The 24,919-nt window shown below is 72.4% G+C and carries 26 protein-coding genes; 14 read left to right on the top strand and 12 right to left on the bottom strand.

Annotation, left to right across the window (positions count from 1 at the left end; all coding sequences use genetic code 11):
- Positions 1-126 precede the first annotated feature (126 nt).
- Positions 127-495, bottom strand: coding sequence for a hypothetical protein (locus ABZ128_RS24965; protein ID WP_356851033.1), 369 nt, complete (start codon positions 493-495; stop codon positions 127-129).
- Between the two features lie 200 nt (positions 496-695).
- Here ABZ128_RS24965 and ABZ128_RS24960 point away from each other — a divergent pair, with 200 nt between their 5' ends.
- Positions 696-2,534 (top strand): glycoside hydrolase family 15 protein, encoded by a 1,839-nt coding sequence (locus tag ABZ128_RS24960; RefSeq protein WP_356851032.1) that lies wholly within the window; start codon positions 696-698, stop codon positions 2,532-2,534.
- A gap of 56 nt (positions 2,535-2,590) precedes the next feature.
- Here ABZ128_RS24960 and ABZ128_RS24955 read toward each other — a convergent pair whose 3' ends face one another.
- On the bottom strand, positions 2,591-2,971 hold the full coding sequence (locus ABZ128_RS24955) for a hypothetical protein (RefSeq protein WP_356851031.1): 381 nt from the start codon (positions 2,969-2,971) through the stop codon (positions 2,591-2,593).
- 40 nt (positions 2,972-3,011) lie between these two features.
- Positions 3,012-3,404, bottom strand: a complete 393-nt coding sequence (locus tag ABZ128_RS24950) for a hypothetical protein (RefSeq protein WP_356851030.1) — start codon at positions 3,402-3,404, stop codon at positions 3,012-3,014.
- Positions 3,405-3,634: 230 nt separating this feature from the next.
- Here ABZ128_RS24950 and ABZ128_RS24945 point away from each other — a divergent pair, with 230 nt between their 5' ends.
- Positions 3,635-5,254, top strand: coding sequence for a serine/threonine-protein kinase (locus tag ABZ128_RS24945; protein ID WP_356851029.1), 1,620 nt, complete (start codon positions 3,635-3,637; stop codon positions 5,252-5,254).
- Between the two features lie 45 nt (positions 5,255-5,299).
- Here the strand turns inward: ABZ128_RS24945 and ABZ128_RS24940 are convergent, their stop codons facing one another.
- Positions 5,300-6,232 (bottom strand): aminoglycoside phosphotransferase family protein, encoded by a 933-nt coding sequence (locus tag ABZ128_RS24940; protein ID WP_356851028.1) that lies wholly within the window; start codon positions 6,230-6,232, stop codon positions 5,300-5,302.
- Between the two features lie 178 nt (positions 6,233-6,410).
- On the opposite strand from ABZ128_RS24940, the gene ABZ128_RS24935 reads away from it, so the two are divergent.
- Positions 6,411-6,857: a 2'-5' RNA ligase family protein gene (locus ABZ128_RS24935; RefSeq protein WP_356851027.1), complete on the top strand. Its 447-nt coding sequence runs from the start codon at positions 6,411-6,413 to the stop codon at positions 6,855-6,857.
- Positions 6,858-6,904: 47 nt separating this feature from the next.
- On the opposite strand, the gene ABZ128_RS24930 is transcribed toward ABZ128_RS24935, so the two are convergent.
- Positions 6,905-7,801, bottom strand: coding sequence for a phenylalanine 4-monooxygenase (locus ABZ128_RS24930; protein ID WP_356851026.1), 897 nt, complete (start codon positions 7,799-7,801; stop codon positions 6,905-6,907).
- Positions 7,802-8,074: 273 nt separating this feature from the next.
- Between ABZ128_RS24930 and ABZ128_RS24925 the strand changes: the two genes are divergently transcribed.
- Together ABZ128_RS24925 and ABZ128_RS24920 are read left to right on the top strand one after the other, a co-directional pair.
- Positions 8,075-8,932, top strand: a complete 858-nt coding sequence (locus tag ABZ128_RS24925) for a helix-turn-helix domain-containing protein (protein WP_356851025.1) — start codon at positions 8,075-8,077, stop codon at positions 8,930-8,932.
- 145 nt (positions 8,933-9,077) lie between these two features.
- Complete coding sequence (locus tag ABZ128_RS24920; RefSeq protein ID WP_356851024.1) at positions 9,078-9,455, top strand: peptidoglycan-binding domain-containing protein; 378 nt, start codon at positions 9,078-9,080, stop codon at positions 9,453-9,455.
- Positions 9,456-9,866: 411 nt separating this feature from the next.
- Here ABZ128_RS24920 and ABZ128_RS24915 read toward each other — a convergent pair whose 3' ends face one another.
- A complete protein-coding gene (locus tag ABZ128_RS24915) occupies positions 9,867-10,052 on the bottom strand; it encodes a DUF1918 domain-containing protein (protein ID WP_356851023.1) in 186 nt (61 codons plus the stop codon).
- Between the two features lie 349 nt (positions 10,053-10,401).
- On the opposite strand from ABZ128_RS24915, the gene ABZ128_RS24910 reads away from it, so the two are divergent.
- The 5 genes from ABZ128_RS24910 to ABZ128_RS24890 all read left to right on the top strand — a co-directional run bounded on the left by ABZ128_RS24910 (position 10,402) and on the right by ABZ128_RS24890 (position 15,970).
- Positions 10,402-11,007 carry a DUF2867 domain-containing protein gene (locus tag ABZ128_RS24910; protein ID WP_356851022.1) on the top strand — a complete coding sequence of 202 codons (606 nt, stop codon included), beginning with the start codon at positions 10,402-10,404 and terminating at the stop codon, positions 11,005-11,007.
- Between the two features lie 118 nt (positions 11,008-11,125).
- A complete protein-coding gene (locus ABZ128_RS24905; RefSeq protein WP_356851021.1) occupies positions 11,126-12,490 on the top strand; it encodes a ricin-type beta-trefoil lectin domain protein in 1,365 nt (454 codons plus the stop codon).
- Positions 12,491-12,699: 209 nt separating this feature from the next.
- On the top strand, positions 12,700-12,903 hold the full coding sequence (locus ABZ128_RS24900; RefSeq protein WP_356851020.1) for a hypothetical protein: 204 nt from the start codon (positions 12,700-12,702) through the stop codon (positions 12,901-12,903).
- A gap of 72 nt (positions 12,904-12,975) precedes the next feature.
- Complete coding sequence (locus ABZ128_RS24895) at positions 12,976-14,568, top strand: N,N-dimethylformamidase beta subunit family domain-containing protein (RefSeq protein WP_356851019.1); 1,593 nt, start codon at positions 12,976-12,978, stop codon at positions 14,566-14,568.
- A gap of 106 nt (positions 14,569-14,674) precedes the next feature.
- Positions 14,675-15,970 carry an LCP family protein gene (locus tag ABZ128_RS24890; protein WP_356851018.1) on the top strand — a complete coding sequence of 432 codons (1,296 nt, stop codon included), beginning with the start codon at positions 14,675-14,677 and terminating at the stop codon, positions 15,968-15,970.
- Here ABZ128_RS24890 and ABZ128_RS24885 read toward each other — a convergent pair.
- Positions 15,860-16,807: a DUF72 domain-containing protein gene (locus tag ABZ128_RS24885; RefSeq protein ID WP_356851017.1), complete on the bottom strand. Its 948-nt coding sequence runs from the start codon at positions 16,805-16,807 to the stop codon at positions 15,860-15,862. The genes ABZ128_RS24890 and ABZ128_RS24885 overlap by 111 nt on opposite strands.
- A 126-nt stretch (positions 16,808-16,933) precedes the next feature.
- Between ABZ128_RS24885 and ABZ128_RS24880 the strand changes: the two genes are divergently transcribed.
- Positions 16,934-17,731, top strand: coding sequence for an N-formylglutamate amidohydrolase (locus ABZ128_RS24880; protein WP_356851016.1), 798 nt, complete (start codon positions 16,934-16,936; stop codon positions 17,729-17,731).
- Between the two features lie 73 nt (positions 17,732-17,804).
- Here ABZ128_RS24880 and ABZ128_RS24875 read toward each other — a convergent pair whose 3' ends face one another.
- Both ABZ128_RS24875 and ABZ128_RS24870 read right to left on the bottom strand, forming a co-directional pair.
- Positions 17,805-19,526, bottom strand: coding sequence for an acyl-CoA dehydrogenase family protein (locus ABZ128_RS24875; RefSeq protein ID WP_356851015.1), 1,722 nt, complete (start codon positions 19,524-19,526; stop codon positions 17,805-17,807).
- A gap of 60 nt (positions 19,527-19,586) precedes the next feature.
- Positions 19,587-20,153: a PadR family transcriptional regulator gene (locus tag ABZ128_RS24870; protein ID WP_356851014.1), complete on the bottom strand. Its 567-nt coding sequence runs from the start codon at positions 20,151-20,153 to the stop codon at positions 19,587-19,589.
- A gap of 210 nt (positions 20,154-20,363) precedes the next feature.
- Here ABZ128_RS24870 and ABZ128_RS24865 point away from each other — a divergent pair, with 210 nt between their 5' ends.
- A complete protein-coding gene (locus ABZ128_RS24865; RefSeq protein WP_356851013.1) occupies positions 20,364-21,020 on the top strand; it encodes a sortase in 657 nt (218 codons plus the stop codon).
- Between the two features lie 268 nt (positions 21,021-21,288).
- Positions 21,289-23,148 (top strand): M1 family aminopeptidase, encoded by a 1,860-nt coding sequence (locus ABZ128_RS24860; protein ID WP_356851012.1) that lies wholly within the window; start codon positions 21,289-21,291, stop codon positions 23,146-23,148.
- 168 nt (positions 23,149-23,316) lie between these two features.
- Here the strand turns inward: ABZ128_RS24860 and ABZ128_RS24855 are convergent, their stop codons facing one another.
- On the bottom strand, positions 23,317-23,736 hold the full coding sequence (locus tag ABZ128_RS24855; protein ID WP_356851011.1) for an ATP-binding protein: 420 nt from the start codon (positions 23,734-23,736) through the stop codon (positions 23,317-23,319).
- 178 nt (positions 23,737-23,914) lie between these two features.
- Here ABZ128_RS24855 and ABZ128_RS24850 point away from each other — a divergent pair, with 178 nt between their 5' ends.
- On the top strand, positions 23,915-24,409 hold the full coding sequence (locus tag ABZ128_RS24850) for a hypothetical protein (protein WP_356851010.1): 495 nt from the start codon (positions 23,915-23,917) through the stop codon (positions 24,407-24,409).
- Positions 24,410-24,426: 17 nt separating this feature from the next.
- Here ABZ128_RS24850 and ABZ128_RS24845 read toward each other — a convergent pair whose 3' ends face one another.
- Together ABZ128_RS24845 and ABZ128_RS24840 are read right to left on the bottom strand one after the other, a co-directional pair.
- Positions 24,427-24,696: a DUF4190 domain-containing protein gene (locus ABZ128_RS24845; protein WP_356851009.1), complete on the bottom strand. Its 270-nt coding sequence runs from the start codon at positions 24,694-24,696 to the stop codon at positions 24,427-24,429.
- Positions 24,693-24,875, bottom strand: a complete 183-nt coding sequence (locus tag ABZ128_RS24840) for a hypothetical protein (RefSeq protein WP_356851008.1) — start codon at positions 24,873-24,875, stop codon at positions 24,693-24,695. The genes ABZ128_RS24845 and ABZ128_RS24840 overlap by 4 nt, the downstream gene beginning before the upstream one ends.
- Between the last annotated feature and the right edge of the window lie 44 nt (positions 24,876-24,919).

The raw sequence follows: 24,919 nt of genomic DNA, 5'->3' as shown, positions 1-24,919 counted from the left end.
ACCGAACGCGTCGGCCCCGCCCCCGCGGGGGCCGGGCAAGACGGCATGTGCGGCGGGGACCACTGCCCTCGCCGGGAGGCCGGCCTCCGGCGCTGTCCAGGCGGGGCCGGGCGCGGTCGGGCGGGGTCAGGCGCCTTCGTCGAAGAATCCCGCCTCCACCTGGAGGGCCAGGGTCTGGAGGACTTCGATCGAGGAGACGTCCGTCTGGCCGGCGTCGTGCGCCATGGCGAGACTGGTGAAGGCCAGGCTGAATCCGGCGGCCATGGTCTGCAGAGCGGGGCCGAGCGCGGCCGCGACCAGGCGGGCCACCTCCTGCGGGGCGGCATCGGCCGGCACGCTGATCGAGGGGAGCATCTCGTTCAGCAGCTGCGTCACCACCCGCGATTCCAGTTCGGGATGGTCCTCGTCCTCCTCCCCGGCTTCCACCGCTCGACGGATCTCCTGGGCCTCCGTGAGGATGCCGATGACTCGCTTCAGGATCTCAGCGCGTTCCATCCCGGGAGCGTAGCCCCCGCTCCGGTCCTCCTCCGAACGCCGGGAAAGCCGTCCCGCGGCATGCCGCTTGACCCGGACGGCGCAGCCCTGATGGACCTCTCCCCCGCCGTGGCCAAAGGTGAAGGAGGCCAGAGGAGAAGGAGAGGGGCCGTCCTCGCCGCTGCCCGGCCGGGCAGCCCCTGCACCGTCGTGGAGAAAGCATGCGCCGCTACCCGCCGATCGCCGAGCACGGCCTGATCGGGGATCTGCAGACCTGTGCGCTCGTTTCCTCCGAGGGCGTGCTCAACTGGTTCTGTTCACCGCGCTTCGACTCGCCCAGCGTCTTCGCGGGCCTGCTCGACCACGACCGGGGCGGATACTTCGCGATCACCGCCGATGCTCCCGGCCTGACCACCCGCCAGCTCTACCTGGCCGACACCGCCGTCCTGGTCACCCGTTTCCTCACCACCGAGGGCGTCGGCGAGGTCGTCGACTTCATGCCCGTCGACGACCCGCACACCGCCACCGACCGCCACCAGGTGGTGCGGATCCTGCGGGTGGTCCGCGGGACCGTGCGTTTCACCCTGGAGTGCCGCCCCCGCTTCGACTACGGCCGGGCGGGGCACGGCCTGGCGCTGGACGGGGCCACCGCCCGCTTCGACGGCCCTGGCCTCACCGCGTACCTGCAGTCCACCGGGGCCGTGCCGCTGGAGGCGGAGGGGACGGACGTACGCGCCGCCGTGGTCCTCGACGCCGGCGAGTACGCGGCCGTCGCGCTGACGGTCTGCGACAGCGCGAGCGGGCCCCCGCCGCCCGTGACCGCGGCGTACATGGCGGAGAAGTTCACCGCCGTGCGCCGCTTCTGGCACTCCTGGATCGGCCGCTGCACCTATCGCGGACGCTGGCAGCAGACGGTCAACCGCTCGGCCATCACGCTCAAGCTCCTGACCTACGCCCCCACCGGCGGCCCGATCGCCGCCGCCACCATGGGCCTGCCCGAGCAGGAGGGCGGCGAGCGCAACTGGGACTACCGCTACACCTGGATCCGCGACGCCTCGCTCTCCGTCCGCGCCATGCGCGACCTCGGCTTCACGGAGGAGGCGACCGCCTTCCGCAACTGGATCGGCAAGCGCCTCGCGGACGGCGGTGCCCCGGACCGTGAGCCCCTGCAGATCATGTACCGCATCGACGGCGACCCCCACCTGGACGAGGAGGTCCTCCCCCATCTGGAGGGCTGGCGCGCCTCGGCCCCGGTCCGTGCGGGCAACGGCGCCGCGGCGCAGCTCCAGCTGGACATCTACGGCGAGGCCGTCTACGCCCTCGCACAGGCCGGCCAGACCGGCGATGTCGTCGGCTACGACGCCTGGATGCGCTCCGCAGCCGTGCTGGACTGGCTCTGCGACCACTGGGACCGCCCCGACGAGGGCATCTGGGAGACCCGCGGCGGCCGGCAGGACTTCACGTACAGCCGCGTGATGTGCTGGGTCGCCGTCGACCGCGGGATCCGCCAGGCCACGGCCAACGCCCGGCCCGGCGACCTGACCCGCTGGACCGCCACGCGCGACGCCATCCTGCACCAGGTCATGACCCGCGGCTGGAGCGAGGAGCGCCGGGCCTTCGTCCAGCACTACGGCAGTACCGTCCTGGACGCCTCCCTGCTACTGATGCCCCTCGTCGGCTTCGTCCCTCCGAAGGACCCGCGCTGGCTCTCCACCCTGGACGCCCTCGACGCCGAGCTCGTCTCCGACAGCCTCGTCTACCGCTACGACCCCGCTGCCTCGCCCGACGGCCTCCGGGGCTCGGAGGGCACCTTCTCCTTCTGCAGCTTCCTGTACGTGTACGCCCTCGCCCGGGCGGGCCGGCTGGAGCAGGCGCGTTACGCCTTCGACAAGATGCTCACCTACGCCAACCACGTCGGCCTGTTCGCGGAGGAGATCGGCCCCACCGGCGAGCAGCTCGGCAACTTCCCCCAGGCCTTCACCCACCTCGCCCTCATAACGGCCGCCCTCGCCCTCGACGCCGAACTCGACGCCGAGCTCGACCGTGCCGGGAACCGCTGAGGCGCGTCCGGCGGCTCGGCACCGGTGGCGGGAACGACAGGCGCGGGCCGGACCGCCTACGTGTGGGGCTTGCAGACTTCGGTGACCCGTCCGCCGTGGTGGTGTTCGTAGTCGTTGTAGGTGATGCTCTTGCCGTCCCGGTTGAAGGTGAGCGTTCCGTCCTGCGCGTCGTCGACCGTCTGACCGCGCCGGAGGACCGCGTTGATGAAGTTGCCGCTGCCCGCGACCAGCACGGCCTGGTCGCGGTCGATGACCACGAAGCCGTAGCCGACGGGGCAGTACGGCATCCCGTCGATGCTGCCGGCGAGGACCGTCCCGACCTTGTACTCCGGGGAAGGCCTCGGGGTGGGGTCCGCGGCCGCGGTGACGGCCGATACGGCAGCCAGGACGGTGCCCAACAGGGCGGCGGCCGCCAGGCGCGGGGGCGATGTACGCATGACGATGACCCTCTTTTCGCAGTGACTGCTGTCCGCGCGGTCAGGAGTTCAGCTGGAATTCCTCGCTCCGGTCGTTCTGGTTGACGCAGGCGATGTACGGATTGGGGGAGCCTTCGCGGGTTTCGCACCGCCACGGCACGTCGTCGACGCGTACGGTCACGGGCTCCTCGGCCCTGCGGGGCGCCTGCTGCGACGCCCCGTGGAACGCCTGCGCCACCTGCAGGGCGGTGGGGCACAGGCGCCTGACCTGCGTATGGACCGCCAGGCCCCCGTACCACCCCGTACCGCAGTACTCCCACGGGCCGTCCGAGGAAGCGGCCCTGGCCCGGTGGGCGGGCGCCGGATCCCCGGTGTCGGCCCCCGCGGGGGCGGTCAGCGCCGCCAGAGCTGCGGCTGCGGCCACGGCTACGGCGGTCGTCCTGGTGAAGCCCATACCGTCCTCCCTCGTACAGGGGCCGCGCGGGCGCGCCACGGCACACGTCACACGTCCTTTCGACGGTAGGGCCACCCGGAAGGCCGAGCCTCCTCACGTAGGCCGAACGGGTGACAGCGGGCGGGGCGGGGGTCCGGGGGTGCGTCCCGGGGCTCGTCCTCTAAGGTGGCTCACCGGATGGACCCCCGCACCGTGTGGGTGGGCAACGGCCGTGAGGACCGGTGGAGTTCGTGGAGTCTCTGCAGCCCGTTGATCCGCGGGAGATCGGCGGGTACCGCCTGCTGGCGCGGCTCGGCGCGGGAGGCATGGGTGAGGTGTTCCTCGCCCGGACGGCCTCCGGCCGCCCGCTGGCCCTCAAGACCGTCCACCGGGAGCTGAGCCTGGAGCCGGACTTCGCCGCACGGTTCGCCCGGGAGATACGCACCAACGACCGCGTGCGCTCCCCGTGGACGGTCTCGGTGGTGGACTTCAGCCCGCCGGACGCGTCGCCGCAGTGGCTGGCGACGGAGTACGTCGCCGCGCCCTCGCTGGCCGACTGGGTGCGCGGGCAGGGGCCCCTGGCGGAGCCGGCCGTCCAGTGCCTGGCCCGGGAGCTGTCGGCCGCGCTCGTCGCCGTGCGGGCGGCAGGGGTGGTCCACCGCGACATCAAGCCGGCGAACGTGCTGCTGGGCAGGGAGCGGCCCTACCTCATCGATTTCGGGATCGCCCGCGCCGTACGGGACCCGCGCCGCACCCGGACGGGCGCCGTCATCGGTACGCCCGGCTATCTCGCGCCGGAGCAGGCGACCGGCTCCCTGGCCGAGGCGCCGGCCGACGTGTTCTCCCTCGCCGCCGTCCTCGTGTACGCGGCCACCGGCCGCAGCCCCTTCCTGGCGGGCGGTGAGGAGCTGAGTCTGCCGGCCCTCCTGTACCGGATCGTCCACGACGAGCCCGTGCTCGACGGCGTCCCGGAATCGCTCGTGCCGCTGGTGAAGGAGTGCCTCGCCAAGGATCCGGACCGGCGCCCGACCGCCGAGGAGGTGCGGGCGCGGCTCGGGGCCGCCGAGGAGGAGGGCTGGGGCGGGGTGGTGCCGGCGGCCCTGCTGGCGGAGGTCGGCCGCCGGGAGGCCGGGCTCGGGCGGCTCCTGGAGCCCTCACAACCGCCCGTATCCGCTGCTCCGGTGGGGGAGATCCCGGCCGCTTCCCGGCCGCCGGTGCCGGCGACGGCTCCGGCGTACCCGGCCACGGCTCCCGGCACTCCGCTCCCCCTCCCCGCCTCCTCCGGGCGCCCCGGTGGGCGGGTGTCCCGCCGTGCCCGGGCGATCGGGGCGGCGGCCGGCGCCGCGGTCCTTGCTGCGGTGGTCACGCTCCTGGTCCTGCTGCCCGACGGGGGCGAAGGCGACGGCGGCAAGGCCGCGTCCCCCAAGCCGTCACCGTCACCGTCACCGTCCGAACGGTCTTCCTCCTCGTCGTCGCTGCCCGCGGCGTGGGTCGGTACGTGGTCCGGCGTCGGGCCCGGCACACCGGACGCGGACGGCATCACACGGGCGAGGACGGGCGAGTTCTCCGTCACGGTCACCCTGCGCGCCGGGGCCGTGGGCGAACTCGTGGGCCGGCAGGTCAGCGAGGTCAAGGAGCTCTCCACCGGGCGGAACCTGGGATGCACCGAGGCGCTTGAGCTGCGGCAGGTCAGCGGGGCCGGCGTGGTCCTCGCGGCCGTGACCAGTCACCCCACCGACGGCGCGGCCACCTTCGACTGCCCCCGGAACAACCTCTACGTGGTGACGATGGCGGAGCCGGACCGCTTGACGCTGGAGTCCGAGGGAGCACAGTCGGCCGGTGCCCCTGCGGCCCTGACCCGCCACCGCTGACCCCGCAGGGCTTCGGAGCACGGCGAACCGCCCTGCCGGCCCCGCTCAGATGCGCTCCGTGAGCAGCCTCGCCAGGGCGTCTGCGTACGCGGTGAACCGGTCCCGTTGCGGCCCGCTGCGGGCGATGCGGTACCCGTGCCGACGGCCCCGGAACGCGGTCTGGACGGCGTGCAGTTGGGCCCAGCGCCCGACCCGTTCGCGATCGAGTCCGGCGGCCTCGGCGAAGACGTCGAGCGTGCGGTGCACCAGCGTGCGCGGGTCACCCCCTGCCAGGAACCGCAGCGCGTGGGACTTCAGCAGGGTGCCGCCGTCGTAGGCGGGGTCCCCCGCGTACCCCTTGGGGTCCACGGCCAGCCACGGCTCACGGTCGGCGCGCAGGATGTTCCCGGCATGGAGGTCGCCGTGGACGAGCGTGTCCGGCTGGACGCCGGCCAGCTCGCGGACGGTCGCCAGCGCGGCGTCCACCACGTACGGCGACAAGGTGTGCGTCAGCTCCCGGGCATCCTTGCGCAGCTCCGCTTCCCAGGCGCCGGCCCGGTCCCGCAGCCGGGGCAGACCGTCCGGCGCGGGTACGGCCAGTCGGCGGCTGATCCGCCCGGCGACCGTCGCGACCCGGTCGCCGTCCTCGACCTCCGCCAGGGTCGACGTCCGGGCCCGCTCCAGCAGCATCGCGAAGCAGGCGTCGTCGCGCTCGTGCATGCGCACCGCCCCGCGGCCGCCCCATGCCGCGAAGGCGTCCGGTTCGTGGACGTTCCCGGGGTGGGGGAAGGACACCTTCAGCACCGCGGGCCCGTGGCCCTCCCGGCGCACCGGGACGATGACGCCGACGCCACCGTGCAGCACCTCACCGTCCGGCGCGCACGTCCAGCGTCCCAGCAGTTCCTCCACGATCCCGGGCAGTTCGCCGAGCCACGCCGCTCCGGCCTCCCCCTCGCGCTCGATGGTGCTCCGCGAGAAGGCCTCTGGTGTCGCGATCATCCAGGCACCCTACGCACCACCTCGACGCTGCCGCCACGTTCCCGCCGATGCCGCGCCAACTGCCGGGAGGTGGCAGGATGCCGTGTCATGACGGTCGACGGCAGCACCACCTTTCGGGCGGGCCAGACGGGGCTCGTCATCAGGATTCCGGAGGCCGAGCCCGCTGTCCGAGCATGGCGTGAGCGGCGCGATCCCTCGGCCCGCGCGGGGGTGCCGGCGCACGTCCGTGCTGTTCCCGTTCCTCGACGACAGCCGGATGGATGGATCCGTCCAGGCGGACCTCGCGGACCTGATCGGCGGCCATCGTGCCTTTAACCTGCGATTCGCGAGATTCGGACGGTTTCCAGAGGTGCTGTATGCCGTTCCGGAACCGGACACGCAGGTGCGTCGGCTCACCGAGGCGATCGTCGAACGCTGGCCGGAGGCCCCTCCCTACGGCGGCAAATTCGCCGACGTACTGCCCCACCTGACCATCGCTCAAGGAGTCGACGAAGATGTGCTGGGCGAGATCGAGGCCGCTCTGCTCGGCTCGCTCCCCTTCACGTCTCGGGTCTCGTCGGTCGACCTCATGGTGTTCGACGGCACGAAGTGGCAAGAGGGAGCGTCGTTCAGGCTCCGGCCCTGAACGTCCCCGCGCGTTGAGAACGGCCGTCGCCCGGCGCCCGCCGGGCGTCATCTGTGGGGGCGGGCCATGAAGCCGCGTTCGTGCAGGGGCGGCAGGCCGATGCGGTCGCGGGTGGTCTCGTCGAACTCGTCGAGGAAGGTGTGAAGGATGTCGGCGAGGTGGGGCAGGGAGTCGGCGGCGAAGAGGATCGGCTGGTAGCCGGCCACCTGGTAGGGCAGGCGGACCATCTCGGCGAGGTCGAACGGGTGGATCCGGGCCCGGGCGAAGCGTCCCAGTTCTCCGTAGGAGGACAGCAGCGCCGCCCCGTACGCTCGCGGTTCCCCGGCCCGGAGGGTGACGCCGTATTCGAGGGTGAACCAGTAGACGCGGCTGACCAGGTCCAGGGCGTCGGCCGAGTGCACGCGGGCGGCGGCGCGGCCCACGGTGCGGTAGAGGTCGGCGAAGAAGGGGTCGGCGAGGTGGATGCCGTGCCCGAACACGTCGTGCAGGACGTCCGGTTCCGGGGTGTACAGGGGCATGGCGGGGTGCCGTACGTACTGCACGGCGTGGAAGTAGCCGTCGGCCATCGCTCCGAGGAAGCGCGCGTTGGGCACGATGCCGCCCGCGAGGGTGAAGCGGAAGCCGGTCAGGGCCTCCAGGGCGTCGGACACCTCCTGGTGCTGGGGCACGCCGTCGGCGGGGATCGGCGCGGTCGCCCGGGCCCGGAGGACCTCCGGGCAGGCCCAGGTGTCCTGGGCCTGCCACAGTGCGGCATGCACGCTGCGCCAGGTGGCGTGCTCGGCTTCGGTGTAGGCCACGGGTGGGGAGGGCTCGCCCACCCGGTGGCCTTCCGCCCGCGCCGCGATCGCGTTCCTGCGCTGCACGTAGGCCCCGTCCGCGAAACCGGGATGGTCGTCGGCCCTCCCGAGGTTCTCGCCGTAAGGGTCCAGCGGGGTCTGACCCATCCAATCGATCATGTACAGCATCCTGGACCGTGCCCCGCCCGCCCGGGCCGACCCTTGCCGGTGTGGCGGCGGACGGTCCCACGAGCGCACGCCCCTTCCGTGTCCCCGTCCGACCGATCGCAACGGTGACAGCTACCGCTCAGGAGCAGTTGGTGTCACCCGCCACGGCTTCCGTGCCCGGGTCGGCCGCGTGAAGACTTCCGGTGTCGCCGACGCGACCGACCGGTCCCGGCTCCCCCCTCTCCGTACGCCTCCCACCATCGAGGTTCCGGCATGCCCGCAGACCCAGCCGTTCTGTCCCCCCGCCCCCGCGCCCGCCCGGACGCGCCGGTGTACGGCAGCCCGTGCTCCGCACTGCGCGGGGCGGTGGTCGGATACCGGGGCTTCGCGTCCGCTCCGGACCGGTCCGTCCGGCGGATGCACATGCCGACGGGCCTCGTCTCCCTCGTCATCGGCTTCGGTTCGCCGCTCGTGGTGTACGACGCCGTCGCGCCGTCGCCGCCCGCGCTGCCGGTGTCGCTGGTCGCGGGGGTCCGTACGCGGACGGCCGTCACCGAGTGCGCCGGACGGACCGCCGGGATCGTGGTGGCGCTGACCCCGATGGCGGCGTACTCCCTCTTCGACGTGCCGATGCACGAACTCGCCGACCGGTACGCAGAACTGCCCGGCCCCGCCCTGCCCGGCGCGGCGCAGCTGGTCGGCATGCTGCGCCGACTCCCCTGTCACGAGGCGAGGTTCGCGGCGCTGGACCGGTTCTTGGCGGGGCGGATCGCGGCCGGACCGCAGGCCGCGCCCGGAGTTGCCCTGGCGGTCCGGGCCGTCCGGCGCAGTGCCGGCCGCCGCACCGTGGCCGAGATCGCCGCCGAGACCCGGCAGAGCCGCCGCCATCTGGAGCGGCTGTTCAAGGAGCAGGTGGGGGTGACGCCCAAGGCGTACGCCCAGATCGTCCGGTTCCGCCACGCCCTGCGCCTGCTGGACGCCGGTGTGCCGCCCGCCGGTGTCGCAGCCCGGGCCGGCTTCCACGACCAGGCCCATTTGAACCGGGACTTCAAGTCGATGACGGGCCGTACGCCGCGCCGATTCCTCGACTCGCACACGCGCGAATCGCGAGCAATCGACGCCGTCCGATAATCCGGGTCGCATTCTTACAATCCCCCGAATCGCATGGCCGACAGCATTGATTCCCGAGGGGCCGGACATCATCACCACCCCTCCACAGCATCCGTTTCCGGGGAATCGACACGGATTCGCCGGGGGAATCCGGAAGAGGAATCTCATGAACTTCAGCCAGAAGCTCGCCACCTCGGCGGCCGTCGCCGCCATCGCCACGGCACTCGCCGGCGGGGTGCTCGCCGCCCCGGCCAGTGCGGCCCCCGGGGTCTCCAACATCTCGGTCGGTTCCGGCAACACGCACGGCGTGTGGTGCGTCCAGCTGGCCGTGAACAACTGGGCCGAGCGCACCGGCCAGGGACGCCCGCTCGTCCAGGACGGCAAGTTCGGCACCAATACCAAGACCTGGGTGGTGAAGTTCCAGAAGGCTTCGGGCCTCGGGGCGGACGGAATCGTCGGGCCGAGCACCGGAAACAGCATTCTCGACAATGACGGCGGCTACCGCGCCTACTGCTACGACTACGTGCCCAGCACCCGCCACTGAGCCCGTCGCCTTCAACCCATCGGGCCCCCGCACCTGCGCGGGGGCCCTCGGCCCGTTTGAATGCGCAGGCTCGATCCGGTGTACATGGCCGGCGACGGCGGACGGCGCGTACGGGCCGTGCGAGGCCTGGTGCGCCCTGTTCGCCGGCTGGACCTGGCGCAAGGGCGGCGTGCACGTCAGCACCGCCTTCAGCGGCGCGTTCCCTGCCCGACGGGCGGGTGGTGAGCATCGAGGGCAACCACCGCGACCAGGTGGAGCGGGTCGGCCCCTATTCGCCCGCGGTCAGGGGGCGTACGCGATCGTCTCGCCCTGACCCGGGCCAGACACCTCGGCGCCGGGACAGGGACTGCCGGAGTCCGGGCGGACGGCGTACTCGCGCCGTGGCCGTCGGCGCAGGCGGCGCCCGGTCCTCTACTGGAAGTGCCGCACCACGGTGTCCGGGCCGGGGCTCATGAGGGTCTCGTGGCCGTCCTCGAAACGGACCCGGTAGGGCGGGCTGCCGTTCTCTCCGAGGACTTCGATGACCTCCGCGATCCGCTCGCGCTGTCCCACGATCCGCCCGTGCACCACGATCCGGTCGCCCACGCTCGCCTGCATGCCGCATCTCCGTTCCCCAGAGGTGGCGGCCCTCACCGCCGCACCCGGTCCGACCCTCCACCGCGTCCGGGCACGGACCCGGCCGCTGGGCCGTCTCCTCGCCCCCTGGCGACGTGACGGCTCAAGGGCGAGGAGACGGCCTGCCGGGACCACCGTCCAGCGGTCGCGACCCCGGGCACCCCATTCCACCCCGGCTCCCGCGCCGTTGGCCGCCTTCACACGGCTCGGCCGGGCATGTGCCACCCGATCGGCCCAGGCACGGGATCCGCGGCGGGCCCTTGATCACGCCACATGTGTACGCTACCGTACACATCGCATGTACGGTGCCGTATAGACGAGGGGTCGAACCGTGTCACGACTCGCAGAGACCGCACACACCGAGCAGCCATGGCGCATCCACGCGCTCACGCCCGACTTCACCGTCGAGGACGTGTGGTCGTTCCGCACTCCCGGGGCCGGCCCCGACGACTTCCCGGCGATGCTCGCGGCGATGCAGGCCGCCGGCGGACCGGCGAAGCAACCCTGGCCGGTGAGGGCCTTGTTCGCCATCCGGTGGAAGCTCGGGGCGCTCCTCGGCTGGGACAAGGCGTCGGCGGGCGTCGGCGAGCGGGTCGTCTCGCTCCGCGACCGCCTGCCCGCCGACCTGCGCGAGGCCCCGCGCGGCCCGGACAACGACGCCATGCCCCTGAAAGCGGTCTACGAACTCGACCGGGAGTCCGCGCGCGAGCTCGCGAACAAGACCGTGCACACCGTGATGCACCTCGGGTGGGTCCAGGGGGCCGACGGCGACCACGAGCTGCGGATGGCCGTCCTCGTCAAGCCCAACGGGCGGTTCGGGCGGCTCTACATGGCCGCCATCGCGCCCTTCCGGTACCTGATCGTCTACCCCTCCCTGACCCGTCAATGGGAACAGGCCTGGCGCGAGCGCGACCAGATGAGGGCGCAGGGACACTAACTGGCCTGCGTGCATGGGCTTTTGGCCACTGTCCTATCATCAGTTCGATTCCCCATCCGCCCGTGCCACCACCGCAGGGCCGGCGGGAAGTGATTCTTGACGAGAGGGCAACGAGCACGTGCGATTGACTGGCAAGCACCGGATATCCATCGTTGCCGCGGCGGCCGCCGCGGCCGTCGTGGGAAGTCTGCAGCTCTCCTGGAGCGCCTTCGGCACCGAGGACACCGGGAGCCCCGCACCGGAAGCAGCCCAGACGGCGCCGGCGACCGCGCAGGCACCGGAGTCCCACGCCGAGGACTCGGCCGTCTACGGCAGCGACGGCACGACCTTCAAGGGCGGCGTCCTGTCACTCGGCGCGGAAGCACCCCGGAGCGCGCCCCGGTCGGCCGTGGCTGCCGCCCCCGCAGCCACGCCCACGCCCACACCCACCTCCACTCCCACACCGCCGCAGGGCGAGGGGTGGAAGCTGAGCGGTGCGACGAAGTGGCTGCAGACCGGCTACACCATCAAGTTCTACGACCAGAAGTCCGCGGACTGGCTGGCCCCGTACGTGCAGGCCTCCGCCGCCGACCTGCGACGCATCACGAATCTGCCGGTCACCGTCGACACGAAGCCCGTCGGCTGGGACTACGTCAGGCCCAGGGGCGAGGTCGTCGTGGGCGTCCTGCACCGCCCGTGCGTTCCGCCGGCCGAGGGCGGCACCATGGGCAACACCGGCTGGAAGGTGGTCCGCGACGGGTCGGGCACCGCGAACCTCAGCTGCGGTTTCACCTCCTCCTCCCTGCCCGAGACGGTGACCAGCGGACACGCCTACATCGACGACTCGTTCTTCACCCCGGACGGCAAGCCCACCGCCGCCATGGGCGAGACGTACATGCGCAACCACATCAGCCACGAGCTCGGCCACACGCTGGGCCTGACGCACGCCAACCGCAGCATGAACAAGAGCGACTGCGTCAAGGGGAGCGACTCCGGCGAGTTCCCGGTGATGTGCTCGCCGGCGTACGCGTACCAGGACAAGCGCGCGGGCACCTACGTCCAGCAGTTCGACGTCCAGGGCCTGCGCCGTCTTGCCGCAGGTGCCGGGGCCGCGCTGTCCCCGCAGGGCAAGGTGAGCGGACTCGGCGGCAAGTGCCTGGACGTCAAGGGCGGCAAGGCGGCCAACGGCACGCAGATCCAGCTCTACGCCTGCAACGGCACCGCGGCGCAGTCGTGGATCCTGGGCAAGGACGGTACGTTCCGCGCGCTCGGCAAGTGCCTGGACAACGCGCACAACGCGAGCACCGACGGCAACAAGATCAGCCTCTACGACTGCAACGGCACCGCGGCGCAGCGCTGGTCCGTCAACGCCAAGGGGCAGATCGTCCACGTGGCCTCGGGCAAGGTCCTCGACGTGACCGGCGGCTCGACCGCCAACGGCACGGTGGTCCAGCTCCACACGGCGAACACGAACAAGCGCCAGGTCTGGGTGGCTCCGAAGTAGGAGCCCGGGCACCCGCCACCGGCAGCCCCTGCCCCCGCTCCTGCGCCGGAGCGGGGGCAGGGGCTGCTGCCGTCCGTGGGCGGCGGTCTGGGCCGGGAAGGCCATCCCGGTCACGCGTGCGAGTGGTCCGGCTGCACGCCGCCTTGTCCTGCCCGCCGCGGCGTGGCAGCGTCACACGCCCTTGATCCACCACAGAGGAGACGCGTCCCATGTCCGAGGACCTGGCGAACGACATCATCCGGAAGCTGGAAGACGTCGTGGCGTCGAAGGCGCTGCCCGACCACACCGTCGAGCTGCTCCGCGTGTCGCTCAGCCAGGCACAGACGGCAAAGGCGACGGGCCACGACCAGGAGGCGATCACCATCGCCAACCAGGCTCTCCAGACGGCGGAGAACGCCACCGGAGACCGGTGACACGTCGCGGCCGCCGATCGGTGCCGTTCGGGTGCCGTGCGGTGCGCCGCGGTACGAGGCGAGGAGGTGCCCATGGGAGCCGGTTCCGGAGCGGGTCCGGCGCGCAGGCAGGTGCTCGGGCTCGCCGCGGCCTTCGCGCTCCCCGCGCCGGGGTCCGCTGCCGCCTCCCCGCTCGCGCCGGCGGCGGTCGGCGAGGCGGCGCTCGGCCAGGCCCCTCTCGACGTCCGCGCCGAGAACCGCCGGCCCGGGGACCGGGACTGGCGGATCACCCGTGCCGGCCCGGCCCGGGCGATCGAGGGCTTCGCCGACCGCACCTCCGTACTGCCGGGTGAGGCCCTCGGGCTGCGGGTTTCGACGACGGCCGAGTGCTACACCGTGTCCGCGTACCGCATGGGCTGGTACGGCGGCAGGAGGGCCCGGCTGGTGTGGCGTTCGTGCCCGCTGCCCGGCGGGCTCCAGCCCGCGGCCCGGGTGGAGCCCGCCACCAGGCAGGTCGGCGCCCCGTGGCGGCGGACCTGCACCGTCGACACCACCGGCTGGCCCGAGGGCAGTTATCTGCTGCGGCTGGACACCGTAGGGGCGGCCGAGCGGGCGCAGCGGTACGTCCCGGTCACCGTGCGGTCCGCCTCCGCCGCCGGGCGGATGCTGTTCCTCAACGCGGTCGGGACCTGGCAGGCGTACAACCGCTGGGGCGGCGCGGACTTGTACAAGGGCACGACCGGCAAGAAGGGCTCGCGGTCGCTCGCGGTCACCTTCGACCGGCCGTACGCGAACGCGCACGGGGCGGGGCTGTTCCTGACCTACGAGGCTCCGCTGCTCGCGCTCGCGGAGCGGGCGGGCCTGCCCCTGGCCTACGCCACGGGGATCGACGTGGCCCGCGACCGGGAGCTGCTGTGCGGGGCCGTGGCCCTGGTCTCTCCCGGGCACGACGAGTACTGGAGTCCGGAGCAGCGCCGCCACGTCACCGAGGCCCGGGACGAGGGGATGAACCTGGCCGTGTTCGGGGCGAACTGCTGCTACCGGCGCGTCCGGTTCGAGGACTCCCCCATCGGCGCCGACCGGGTCGTCGTCTGCTACAAGGAGGACTACGCGCAGGATCCCGGCTTCCGGCGCGGACTGCCGCCCACCCACGATTTCCGGCGCCGGCCGGCCCAGGAGCCCGAGAGCGCCCTGCTGGGCGTCATCTACGACGGCTACCCGGTCGACGCACCGTACGTGGTGACCCACCCCGGCCACTGGCTGCTGGCGGGCACGGGGGCGGTCGCCGGGGAGTCCTTCGCCCATCTCGTGGGCGTGGAGTACGACCGGATCGACCTGAGGTACCCCACGCCGCGGCCGATCGAGGTCCTGGCGCACTCACCGGTGGTGTGCAAGAAGCGGCACACGTACGCGGACACGGCCTACGCCTCGCTGCCGTCGGGTGCCGGGATCTTCGCCGCGGGCACGATGCGCCGGGTGGAGGCCCTGGACGCCGGCGGCCCGGGCGGGGGCCGGGCGAACCACGGACTGGACGGTCGGGCCGGGGCGTTCACGCGCACGGTCACCGGGAACGTCCTGCGGGCCTTCGCCGCCGGTCCCGCCGGCCGGGCGCGGCCCGCCGTCGACAACGTGTCGCTCCATTACGGTGCCGGCGGTGCCCCGACAGGCCCAGCCTCCGGCGTGTAGCCGGGGCGCGGCCGGCCGGAGTCGCTAGCGTCGGCCTCCGATCCGCCGGCCGGCGACACGCGACGCGTCGGTCCGCCCGGCTTCACCGGCTTCCTTGGAGTAGGCGTTGATCCGTCTTGCCACAGCCCTGACCCTCCTCACCACGCTGGTCTCCGGGGTGGCGTGGGCGGGTCCGCCCGCCGGCCGAGGCGCCGCGGGTCACGGGACGAACATCCTGGTCGTCGGTGTCGACAGCCGGGCCGGTCTGTCGAAGGCGGAGAAGGAACGGCTGCACGTCGGAGGCAAGGGGTGCAACTGCACCGACGTGATGATGCTCGTGCACCTGTCGCAGGCCGGTGACCGCGCGAGCGTGGTCTCCATCCCCCGTGACTCCTACGTGGAGTACGCCGACGGCAGCGGGGTGCGCGGCAAGATCAACGGCGCGTACGCCCGCGGCGGCGGGGCCCTCACCGTCAAAACGGTGGAGAAGGTCACCGGTCTGCATGTCGACCACTACCTGGAAACCGGCTTCAAGGGCTTCGAACAGGCCGTCAACGGACTGGGCGGGGCGACCCTGTGCACCGACAAGGCCCTCCGGGACGAGAACTCGGGACTCGACCTGAGCCCGGGCGTCCACCACGCCGACGGCCGGGTCGCGCTGCGCTACGTCCGCGCCCGGCACATCGAGCGCCCGGGCGACCTCGGCCGGGTCCGGCGGCAGCAGCGGACGGTCTCCGACCTGCTGACCCGCCTCACCGTCGAGGGCGCCCTGGCCGATCCGGCGGCGGCGGCCGGTACCGCACGGACGCTGCTCAAGTCGGTGCGCACCGACAAGGGAACGGACCTCGCCGACCTGGTCCGCATCGGGACGGCGCTCGGACGGCTGCGCGCGGAGCGGACCGAGTTCGCCACGGTACCGATCAAGGATTTCGACCACCGCGTCACCGGCGTGGGATCCACCCTCGTCTGGCACGAGGGACGCTCCCGGGCCCTGTGGGAGGCGTTGGCCGCCGACCGGCGGATCACGGGTGACCGGCGCATCCAGCCCGTACCCGAGACGCCTGCGCCCACCAACCCGGCCGGCATCAAGGCCCGCGTGGACGACGCCTCTGTGGCCGCGGCCCTGCGCGCGGGCGGGTTCGTCGTCACCGACATCTCGGCGGCGGCCCCGAAGGTACGTCCGGCCGGACCCCCGTTGATCCGGTATGCGCCCGGGCGGGAGAGCGACGCGGCGACCCTGGCCGCGGCGCTGCCCGGGGCCAGGCGGCAGGTCGTCCCCGGCCATGACGCCCACCTCGACGTGGCCGTCGGCTCACGGCCGGTCAGCGTCAAGAAGGTCACCTACGACCGGAACGTCGCCGAGGGCGCCCCGACGACCGCCGACCGGCTGGGCTGCCTCGTCCGCCCCGCCCGGCGCCAGTAGCCGCTGCATGGTCCCCGCGGCGCGGACGGCGGCGTCGGCGCAGCAGTTGTTGAAGAGGACGTGGAGCTGCGCGACCCGGTCCGCCAGGGCGTGCAGACGGGGCAGCCACTCGCACAGCTCCCGTTCCGTGTAGGTGTGGCGGAAGCGGTCCTCCTTGCTGCCGGCCCCCCAGGCGGCGCTGCGGCCGTGGAAGCGGACCACGGCCAGTTCCGGGGAGGTGACGGGGGCGACCGGGGGCATGGAGGCGGGCAGGGACCGGGCGGTGTCCACCGCCACGGCGGTGGCGTCCAGGTCCTCCAACAGGGCGGCGGTCCGGGTCCGCCGGTCCTCCCGCCACCAGTCGGCGTGCCGGAACTCCACGGCCACCGGCCACCCTGCGGTGCGCTTCCTCATGCGGTGGAGGACGGTCTCCGCGCGCGCTCCGGGGGTGAACCACGGCGGGTACTGGAACAGCAGGGTGCCCAGCCGGCCGGTCTCCCGCAGCGGCAGCAGGGCGCTGCTGAAGCGGTGCCAGACCTCGTCGAGGACCCCCGGGTCGCCACGGTCGTGGTCGCGCAGATCGGCGGGCAGGGCGGCCGTGCGGGTCGGGTGGCCGGTGAGCAGGGAGAAGGCCTTGACGTCGAAGCGGAAGCCCTGCGGGGTGCGTTCGGCCCACAGCAGGCTGTTGCGCCTGCTGGGGAGCGCGTAGTAGGTGGCGTCGACCTCCACCACGGGGAACCGCTCGGCGTAGTGCCTCAGCCGCGCCTCGGCGTCGCGCCCCACGCCCGGCGGATACCACCCGCTCCGCACCAGTTCCTTGTCCGTCCAGGAACACGTACCGGTCAGAATTCCCGTCATTGCGCCGCTCCTTCCCATGCCGCCCCGTCTACCCGCTCCTCGCGAGGGCAGTTGCGGGCGGGCCGCAGGGGACCGGACACAATGTCGGGGACACTTCACCGGTACGCGAGGGCAGCGAGGAACCAGATGAGCGACATGTCCGCCTCCTTCCGGCTTCACCCGGGGGCTCCCGGCTCCCCCGTGATCCTGCACGTCCCGCACTCCTCCCGCGCCGTACCGGCGGACGTCCGGGCCGGGATCGTGCTGGACGACCGGGACCTCGAAAGGGAGTTGGACCACATCACCGACGCGCACACGGCGGAGATCGCGGCCGGGGCGGCCGCGAAGGCGCGCATCACGCCCTGGCGGTTCGTGAACCGGCTGTCGCGTCTCGTCGTGGACCCCGAGCGATTCCCCGACGAGCGCGAGGAGATGGCGGCGCGGGGCATGGGCGCGGTCTACACGCGGACCACGCACCGCGCCGAACTGCGCCCGGCCGGCTTCGACGGGAAGCCGCTGATCGAGCGCTATTTCCACCCCTACGCCGAGGCGATGACGGCCGCGGTGGAGGAGCGGCTCTCGGCGGTCGGGCGGGCCGTGGTCCTCGACGTCCACTCGTATCCGGCCGAGGCCCTGCCCTATGAACTCCACGGCGACGGGCCGCGCCCGCCGGTCTGCCTCGGCACGGACCCCTTCCACACGCCCGCCCCGCTGCTCGACGCGGCGCGGCAGGCGTTCGCTCCGTTCGGCGGCGTCGGACTGGACAGCCCGTTCGCGGGGACGTACGTGCCGCTGCGGTACTACGGGAAGGACCCGAGGGTCAGCGCACTGATGGTGGAGATCCGGCGCGACCTCTACATGAGCGAGCCGGGCGGGCCGGCGGGTCCCGGACTCGACGCGCTGGCGGGTGCGCTGGCCGCTCTGGTGGCCCGGGCCTGCGCATGACCTGAGCCGCGGGAGCGGTACGGCCCACCGCGCGCTGTCGCACGGTGGGCCGGGAGTTTCGGCGGCCGGGGGGTTACGGCGCCATCTCGTACGCCCCGGACAGCGCCTCCACGCGCTCCCAGACGCGGGCCGAGCGGGCCTCGTCGACGACCGGCCGGCGCACCGCGCCGAGCGCCCAGCTCTGCTGCTGCCCGGTGGCGGAGTCCTTTCCGTACAGCTCGACGGCGTGCGCGGAGAAGTCGCGTACGAGGACGGAGAACAGCTCGTCCAGCACGTCCTCGTCCAGGCCGGTCAGGCGCGCCTGCTCCAGGATCAGCTGGCCGTGCACGACGAGCGCGAACAGCTGGCCGACGGCCAGGAGGAGGTCGAGGTCGCGGCTCTGCTCCTCGTCGGGGGCGGCGGTGGCGACGAACTCGCACAGAGCGTCGGCCTGCTCGCGGAAGCGGCCGACGTTCGCCACCCCGGCGTACGTGTCGTACGCGGTGCGCCAGTCGTGGAAGCGTACGGAGCCGAGGCCGCGGGCCGGACCCTGGCGGAAGAGGAACGTGTCGTCGGCCGCGTCGAGACGGGTCGGGACGGGCGCGTACTCGGCGGGGTTGAGCAGGTGGTTGCGCATGAACTTGAGGATGAGCGCGAGGTTGACGTGGACCGTCCCCTCCAGCTTGGGCAGTCCGCGGATCTCGACGGCGGCCTCGGCGAAGTAGGTGTCCTTCTCGAAGCCCTTCGCGGCGATGACGTCCCACATCAGGTCGATGACCTTCTCGCCCTCCGTGGTCACCTTCATCTTCGTCATCGGGTTGAAGAGGAGGTAACGGCGGTCCTCGGGGCCGGCGGTGCGGAAGTAGTCGACGGCGCGGTCGCTGAACAGCTTCATCCCGACGAGGCGGACGTACGCGTCCGTCAGCTCGCGGCGCACGTGCGGGAAAGCGGTGACCGGGCGGCCGTAGAGGATGCGGTTCTGCGCGTGGGTGACGGCCTCGTACATCGCGTGCTCGCAGATGCCGATGGAGGCGGTGCACAGGTTGAACTTGCCGACGTTGACCGTGTTGAGGGCGGCGTCGAAGGCGGCCCGGCCGGTGTGCAGGACGTCTTCGGCGGCGACCGGGTAGTCCTCCAGGCGGAATTCGCTGACGTACTTGGAGGAGTCGACGACGTTCTTCACGAGCCGGTACGCGGGGTGGCGGCTGTCGGCGGTGAAGAAGACATAGCCGTCGGGGCCTTCCACGTCGGTGCGGCGGCCGAAGACGGAGACCATCGCGGCGGCGTTGCCGTTGCCGATGTAGTACTTGGAGCCGCTGGCCCGGAAGCCGCCGTCGCCGTCGGGCTCCAGCAGCATGTCGGTGGAGTAGATGTCGGCGCCGTGCGTCTTCTCGGACAGGCCGAAGGCGAACACCTCGCCCTGCGCGAGGAGTTCGGCCGCGCGGCTGCGGGCGGCGGCGTTGTCGCTCTGCCAGACGGGACCGAGACCGAGGATGGTCACCTGCCACGCGTACCAGTAGTCGAGCCCGTAGAAGCCGAAGATCTCGTTGAGGGCGGCGATCCGGGCGGTGTCCCAGCGCCGGTCCTCCTGCCCGGCGGCGGCGGAGGCGGGGGTGAGGAAGGTGGCGAACAGGCCTTCCTTGGCGGAGAAAGCGAGGAAGTCCGCGAGCCAGGCCCGGGAACGGTAGTCCTCGATCAGCCGGCGCTTGCCGCGCTCCTCGAACCAGTCCACGGTGGCGCGCAGCAGCCTGCGGGTCTCGGGGTCGAAGTGCGCCGGGTCGTAGGTGCGCGGGTTGAACAGCAGGGTGTCGGTCATGGAGGCTCGCCTTCCGGGGGTTGAGGGGTGGTGGGTCGGAGCAGGTGGGGGCGGGACGGCTCAGGCGGGCGGGCGGTCCGCGCCGAGCCGGTGGACGGTGGCGAGCACGTCGTCGAGCCAGGCGATCGTCATCCGCTCGTACGCGATGCCGCCCCGCAGTACGACGTGCTGGAGTTCCTGGCCGGCGTCGAGGGGCGCGGGGGCCTCGGGGCCGGTGAAATCGCGCAGCTCTCCGGCGAGGTAGTGGGCCAGCCGGTCGCCGTGCACCTGGCGGTGCCGCTCGACCTCGCGGACGAGTGCGGCCGGATCGTCGAAGGCCGCCCCGCGGATCTTCACGGCGAGGTCGTGGCGGAGGCTCTCGGGTTCGATCGGCTGGTGCAGCCACTCGGAGAGGGCGGCGCGGCCGGGGCCGGCGACGGAGTACTCCCTCTTGTCCGGCCGGCCCTGCTGCGGCACCTCGCGCACGGCGAGCAGCCCGTCGGTCTCCATGCGCTTGAGCACGCGGTAGATCTGCTGGTGGGTGGCGGTCCAGAAGTAGCCGATGGACCGGTCGAACCGCCGGGCGAGTTCATAACCGGAACCCGGTTTCTCCAGCAGGGAGACGAGGATCGCGTGTTCGAGCGCCATACCTCGATCTTTCTATGCAACTCGTTGCATAGACAAGCCGCTCCGCCACGGTGAGACGCGGCTCACTCGCCGTCGGCCGCCACGCGCGAGGAGCAGCCGGGAGAAATCACAGACAGGGCCCCTTATGGACTCCTTGCCCCGTATGCCAGTCTGACCGGGCGAACCGGGCATCCCCTGCCGAGCGACCCGGACGACCGATACGGGAAGCCCATGCCCCTGCCCCTCCCCTTCCGAGCCGCAGCCGCCCTGGCGGTCGGCGCCGTGACCGCCCTGGCTGCACCGGCGGCGTCCGCGCCGGCGCAGGACCGCTCCCCGGCCACCGCATCCGCCGGGGCTCCGGCCGGGGCCTTCACGCTGTCCATACCCTCCGCGGGCATAGCGGGGCTGCGCGTGATGCCGTACGAGGGCACGACCGACGACCGCCCGGGCACCCGCATCCAGGACCTCGGCGTGGCGGCCAGCCCGTACGGCGAACGGGGCGGCGTCGGCCCCGGCCGGGTGGGCAATCTCCTGATCACGGCGCACCGCCTGTCGGCGGGCGGCCCGCTGCACGACCTCCCCGCCGCGGACGAGGGCGACACGGTCCTCGTCACCGCGGGCGGCGTGGTCTACACGTACGAGATCGTCGCCACGCGCACCACGTCCTTCCGCTCGGCACGCTCGCTGAGCGAACAGCGCGCCGCCGTCCCCGGGGCGCCCGGGAAGGCCGCCACCCAGGCCATGATCACCATCTCCACCTGCGCCACACCGGAGGATCACGCCGCGGGCAACCACTGGAGCGACGCCCAGGGCAACCCCGAGCACCGCATCGACAAGATCGGCGTGCTGCGCAAGACCTCCAAGGCCTCCGCCCCGCAGGGCGGGTAGCGCACTTCGACGCCCGGGGCACAGCCCTCAGGGCCGGCAGTCACCACGGCGGCGAAAGGCGTACGCCTTTACCGGCTCCTGATGGCATGCTCCAGTCAAATCTGACAGGCTTTCGGCAGCCGTCACCCCGGTCCCCGGGACACGGCAGAACTCTCACCACAGCGGTCGCGCAAGCGATACGCGCTGCCCCGACCGCCCTCCGGCACACCCGAGCCGGAGGGCGGTCATCGAGCAGGCCGGCATCCCGGCCGTCTCAAAGGAGTTTTGCGTGAGACTTACCCCCCACAAGGCCCGCGCGGCGAGCGCATTAGCCCTCGCCGCGTTGACCGCCGCCTGTCTGTCCGTCACCCCCGCTGCCGCCGCCCCGGCCGAGGCACCGGCGGCCGACGCCTGCACCCCGGCCCAGGTGGTTTCCAACGGAGGCCTGGAGAGCGGCACTTCGCCGTGGAGCCAGTCGTCGACCAGCGTGATCACCAACCGGGCCGGCCAGAGCGCACACGGCGGCACCTACTTCGCGTGGCTGAACGGTGTCGGCAGGACGCACACCGACACCCTCTCCCAGAGCGTCACACTGCCGTCCGGCTGCAGCGCCGCCACGCTCAGCTTCTGGCTGCACGTCGACACCGCCGAGACGACCTCGTCCACGAAGTACGACAAGCTGACGGCGAAGATCGGCTCCACGACCCTGGCGACGTACTCGAACCTCGACAAGAACATCGGGTACGTGCAGAAGTCCTTCGACGTGTCCGCCTTCGCGGGCCAGACCGTGACCCTCTCCTTCACCGGAACCGAGGACTCCAGCCTCCAGACGAGCTTCGTCGTGGACGACGTCGCCCTCGACACCTCCGGCGGCACCACTCCGCCCGGCGATTCCACACGTACGCCGGCCGCCCCCTCGTACACCGTCAGCCTCAGCAGCAACACCAGTGGCACCGTCTGGACCGGTCACGAGAGCGCGAGCTTCACCAACGCCTCCTCCACCGCGCTCAGCGAGGTGTACCTGAGGCTGTGGGACAACTACCACGGCACCTGCTCGGCCATGCCGATCACCGTCACGAAGCTCACCGGCGGCACTTCGGGCGGCCTCTCGGCCGGCTGCACGGCCCTCAAGGTCGTGCTGCCGGCGCCACTGGCGCAGGGGCAGAGCGCCGCGATCGGCTTCGACCTGGGCATCACCGTACCCAGCGGCGCCGACCGGTTCGGCTACGACGGGGCGTTCAGCATGCTGGGCAACGCCCTTCCCGTCCTCGCGGTCAGGGACGCGGCGGGCTGGCACCTGGACCCGTACACCAACAACGGCGAGTCCTTCTACTCCCTGGCCTCCGACTTCCGGGTGAGCCTGGAACACCCGGACACCCTGCTCGTGCCCGCCACCGGCGCGTCCGTCGACACCCCCGGCTCCAGCGGCCGTACGGTCACCACCGCCACCGCCACCAAGGTCCGTGACTTCGCCTGGGCGGCCGGCCCGTTCAGCAAGATCTCCGGCACCTCGGCCGCCGGGACACCGATCAACATCTACTCCGTCTCGGGCATCAGCTCCTCGGACTCCCAGTCGATGCTCACCACCGCCAAGTCCGCGGTGGACGCCCACGCGGCCCGGTTCGGCGCGTACCCGTACGGCGAACTGGACGCAGTGATCGACAACAACTACTGGTTCGGCGGCATGGAATACCCCGGGTTCGTCCTCGACCTGGTCAGCACCACGGCGCTCACCCACGAGATCGGTCACCAGTGGTGGTACGGCATCGTCGGCGACGACGAGTACACCAGCCCCTGGCTCGACGAGGCCTTCACCGACTACGCCACCGACCTGGCGCTGAACAAGACCGGGACCAACTGCTGGTCCGGGGTGTCGTGGTCCTCGTCGGCGGAGAAGATCACCAACTCGATGGCCTACTGGGACGCCCACTCGTCCCGCTACTCCACCGTCGTCTACGGCTACGGCAAGTGCGCCCTGCACGACCTGCGGCGCGTCCTCGGTGACGGCGTGATGGCCAAGCTGCTGAAGGACTACGCCGCGTCGCACTGGTACGGCGTCTCGACGACCTCCGAGTTCAAGGCGGCCGCCCAGGCCGTCACGACCACGGACCTGACCGCGTTCTGGACCCAGCACCGCATCGACGGCTGACCGGGACACCGCTTCGCCGCGGTACCAGGATCGGGGCCCGGCATCCGTCGGGCCCCGCATCCGGTGGCAGTGGGGAGTCAGCGCCTGCGGTGTTCAGGCGCTCAGGGCCACAGCTCAGGAGCTCAGGGCTCAGGAGCTCAGGGCTCAGGAGCTCAGGGCTTCAGGAGCTCAGGGGCTCAGGACGTGGGGCCGGGGCAGCAGAGCCGTGATCGTCTTGCCGTCGCCGCGGAGGCGGACCTCCGTACGCTGGGCGAGGCGGTTCACGAGCAGCCAGCCGAAGCCTCCCGGCAGATCCACGGGCGTACCGGGAGCCACGGGCCGGTTCCGGGACCCGTCGGCGACCTCGACCACCACCGCGTCCCGGGTGCACCGGACGCCGAAGCCGACCACGCCGCCCGCATGGCGGCGGGCGTTGGACACCAGCTCCGTGACCACCGTGAGGACGTCGTCCAGCAGCCGGTCCACCACGCCGTGCGCCCCGAGGACGCCCCGGGTGATGTCCCGCGCCTCTTCACAGCTCAGAGCGATCGCTCCCCGATGTCGGACACCGAGCATCACGCCTCCCTCCACGTACGTCGTCTTCCCCACCGTCCCCACGGAAACCACCCGGCTGACTCTTTCCTGCGCCGCGGTGAAGCACCGACGGCTTCACGGCGGCGCCCCGGGGCCCGCGGTTGCCGGGCGGGCTGCGGGTGCAGGTCTGGGCCGGATGGGGGAAGCTGGGGAAGGCCCCAGCCGGCTACGCGAGGACGTACGAGGAGGTCTCGTGGACGCTTCAGGAGACGGCGGGTCTGCCCGCACGCCCCGTACCAGGCCCAGGACGGCCGCCCTGCTGTGCGCGGCGGCGGCCCTCGCCGCGGGTGCCGTACCGGCGTCCGCGCAGCACCGGGCCTCCGCGGCCGCGGCGCCGGATCCCTCGGACCCGGTCGTGGTCGTCGACTGCTCCTCCCAGGCGCAGGTGCGCCCCCGGGAGTACCTGCTCGCCTGCGGCGACGGCAACAACCGCCTGGTGCGACTGCGCTGGGAGTCCTGGGGGCCGGGGAGCGCGACGGCCACCGGCACCGACATGGTCAACGACTGCCGTCCGTACTGCGCGGCCGGCCGCTTCCACGCCTACCCGGTGAAGGTGACGCTGAGCCGCCCGGAGCCCTGGCCCGGCCATCCGGACCTGCGGCGTTTCACCGCGATCCGGCTCTTCTACACCGACACCGCACCGTACCCGGGCGGACCCACGGACGTGACGTACAAGCTCGTCTGGTGACGCGGCGCCGCGGGGCCTCAGCCCACGCTCCACGACCAGGTGTGGTCCGCGCTGACCAGGCAGGCCAGGACGACCAGGTCGGCGACGCCGAGCGCGAGGCCGAGGCGGGCGCGGGCGGGGCGACGGGTGCCGCGGCGCAGGGCCAGGACGGCGAAGGTGATCGCGGCCGGCCCGAGGACCAGGTTCATCGCGAGCAGGCCCACCAGGCCGAGTACGAACGAGACGACGGCCATGCCGTCGGCGTCACGGGTGTCGGTGCGCCGGAGAGCGGCGCTGCGGGTCGTCACGAGGACCCCTCCCCCCGGTGGAGGCGCCGGGAATGCCGTCCGGATCGCTCCCTGAGCGCGAACACCAGCAGCCAGCAGGCGATCGCGGCGGTGGCGAGCAGGGTGACGGGGACCGGTACGTGGGCCACCGCCCCCAGGACGATGCCCATGAGCATGAGGGCTGCCACGAGGAAGAGCATGTGCTTCCTCCCAAAATAGGAAACAGTTGTTCACTGACTACCCA

Source organism: Streptomyces sp. NPDC006326, from assembly GCF_040612915.1.
GTDB lineage: Bacteria > Actinomycetota > Actinomycetes > Streptomycetales > Streptomycetaceae > Streptomyces.
This window is presented reverse-complemented; position numbering and strand designations above follow the sequence as displayed.

Excerpts from the sequence above, each read along its gene's own strand:
- ABZ128_RS24960 (WP_356851032.1), top strand. The coding sequence starts at position 696 with ATGCGCCGCTACCCGCCGATCGCCGAGCACGGCCTGATCGGGGATCTG.
- ABZ128_RS24895 (WP_356851019.1), top strand. The coding sequence starts at position 12,976 with ATGGGAGCCGGTTCCGGAGCGGGTCCGGCGCGCAGGCAGGTGCTCGGG.
- ABZ128_RS24840 (WP_356851008.1), bottom strand. The coding sequence starts at position 24,875 with ATGCTCTTCCTCGTGGCAGCCCTCATGCTCATGGGCATCGTCCTGGGG.
- ABZ128_RS24865 (WP_356851013.1), top strand. The coding sequence starts at position 20,364 with ATGCCCCTGCCCCTCCCCTTCCGAGCCGCAGCCGCCCTGGCGGTCGGC.
- ABZ128_RS24950 (WP_356851030.1), bottom strand. The coding sequence starts at position 3,404 with ATGGGCTTCACCAGGACGACCGCCGTAGCCGTGGCCGCAGCCGCAGCT.
- ABZ128_RS24925 (WP_356851025.1), top strand. The coding sequence starts at position 8,075 with ATGCCCGCAGACCCAGCCGTTCTGTCCCCCCGCCCCCGCGCCCGCCCG.
- ABZ128_RS24880 (WP_356851016.1), top strand. The coding sequence starts at position 16,934 with ATGAGCGACATGTCCGCCTCCTTCCGGCTTCACCCGGGGGCTCCCGGC.
- ABZ128_RS24900 (WP_356851020.1), top strand. The coding sequence starts at position 12,700 with ATGTCCGAGGACCTGGCGAACGACATCATCCGGAAGCTGGAAGACGTC.
- ABZ128_RS24870 (WP_356851014.1), bottom strand. The coding sequence starts at position 20,153 with ATGGCGCTCGAACACGCGATCCTCGTCTCCCTGCTGGAGAAACCGGGT.
- ABZ128_RS24920 (WP_356851024.1), top strand. The coding sequence starts at position 9,078 with ATGAACTTCAGCCAGAAGCTCGCCACCTCGGCGGCCGTCGCCGCCATC.
- ABZ128_RS24930 (WP_356851026.1), bottom strand. The coding sequence starts at position 7,801 with ATGGGTCAGACCCCGCTGGACCCTTACGGCGAGAACCTCGGGAGGGCC.
- ABZ128_RS24965 (WP_356851033.1), bottom strand. The coding sequence starts at position 495 with ATGGAACGCGCTGAGATCCTGAAGCGAGTCATCGGCATCCTCACGGAG.
- ABZ128_RS24940 (WP_356851028.1), bottom strand. The coding sequence starts at position 6,232 with ATGATCGCGACACCAGAGGCCTTCTCGCGGAGCACCATCGAGCGCGAG.
- ABZ128_RS24875 (WP_356851015.1), bottom strand. The coding sequence starts at position 19,526 with ATGACCGACACCCTGCTGTTCAACCCGCGCACCTACGACCCGGCGCAC.
- ABZ128_RS24885 (WP_356851017.1), bottom strand. The coding sequence starts at position 16,807 with ATGACGGGAATTCTGACCGGTACGTGTTCCTGGACGGACAAGGAACTG.
- ABZ128_RS24915 (WP_356851023.1), bottom strand. The coding sequence starts at position 10,052 with ATGCAGGCGAGCGTGGGCGACCGGATCGTGGTGCACGGGCGGATCGTG.
- ABZ128_RS24955 (WP_356851031.1), bottom strand. The coding sequence starts at position 2,971 with ATGCGTACATCGCCCCCGCGCCTGGCGGCCGCCGCCCTGTTGGGCACC.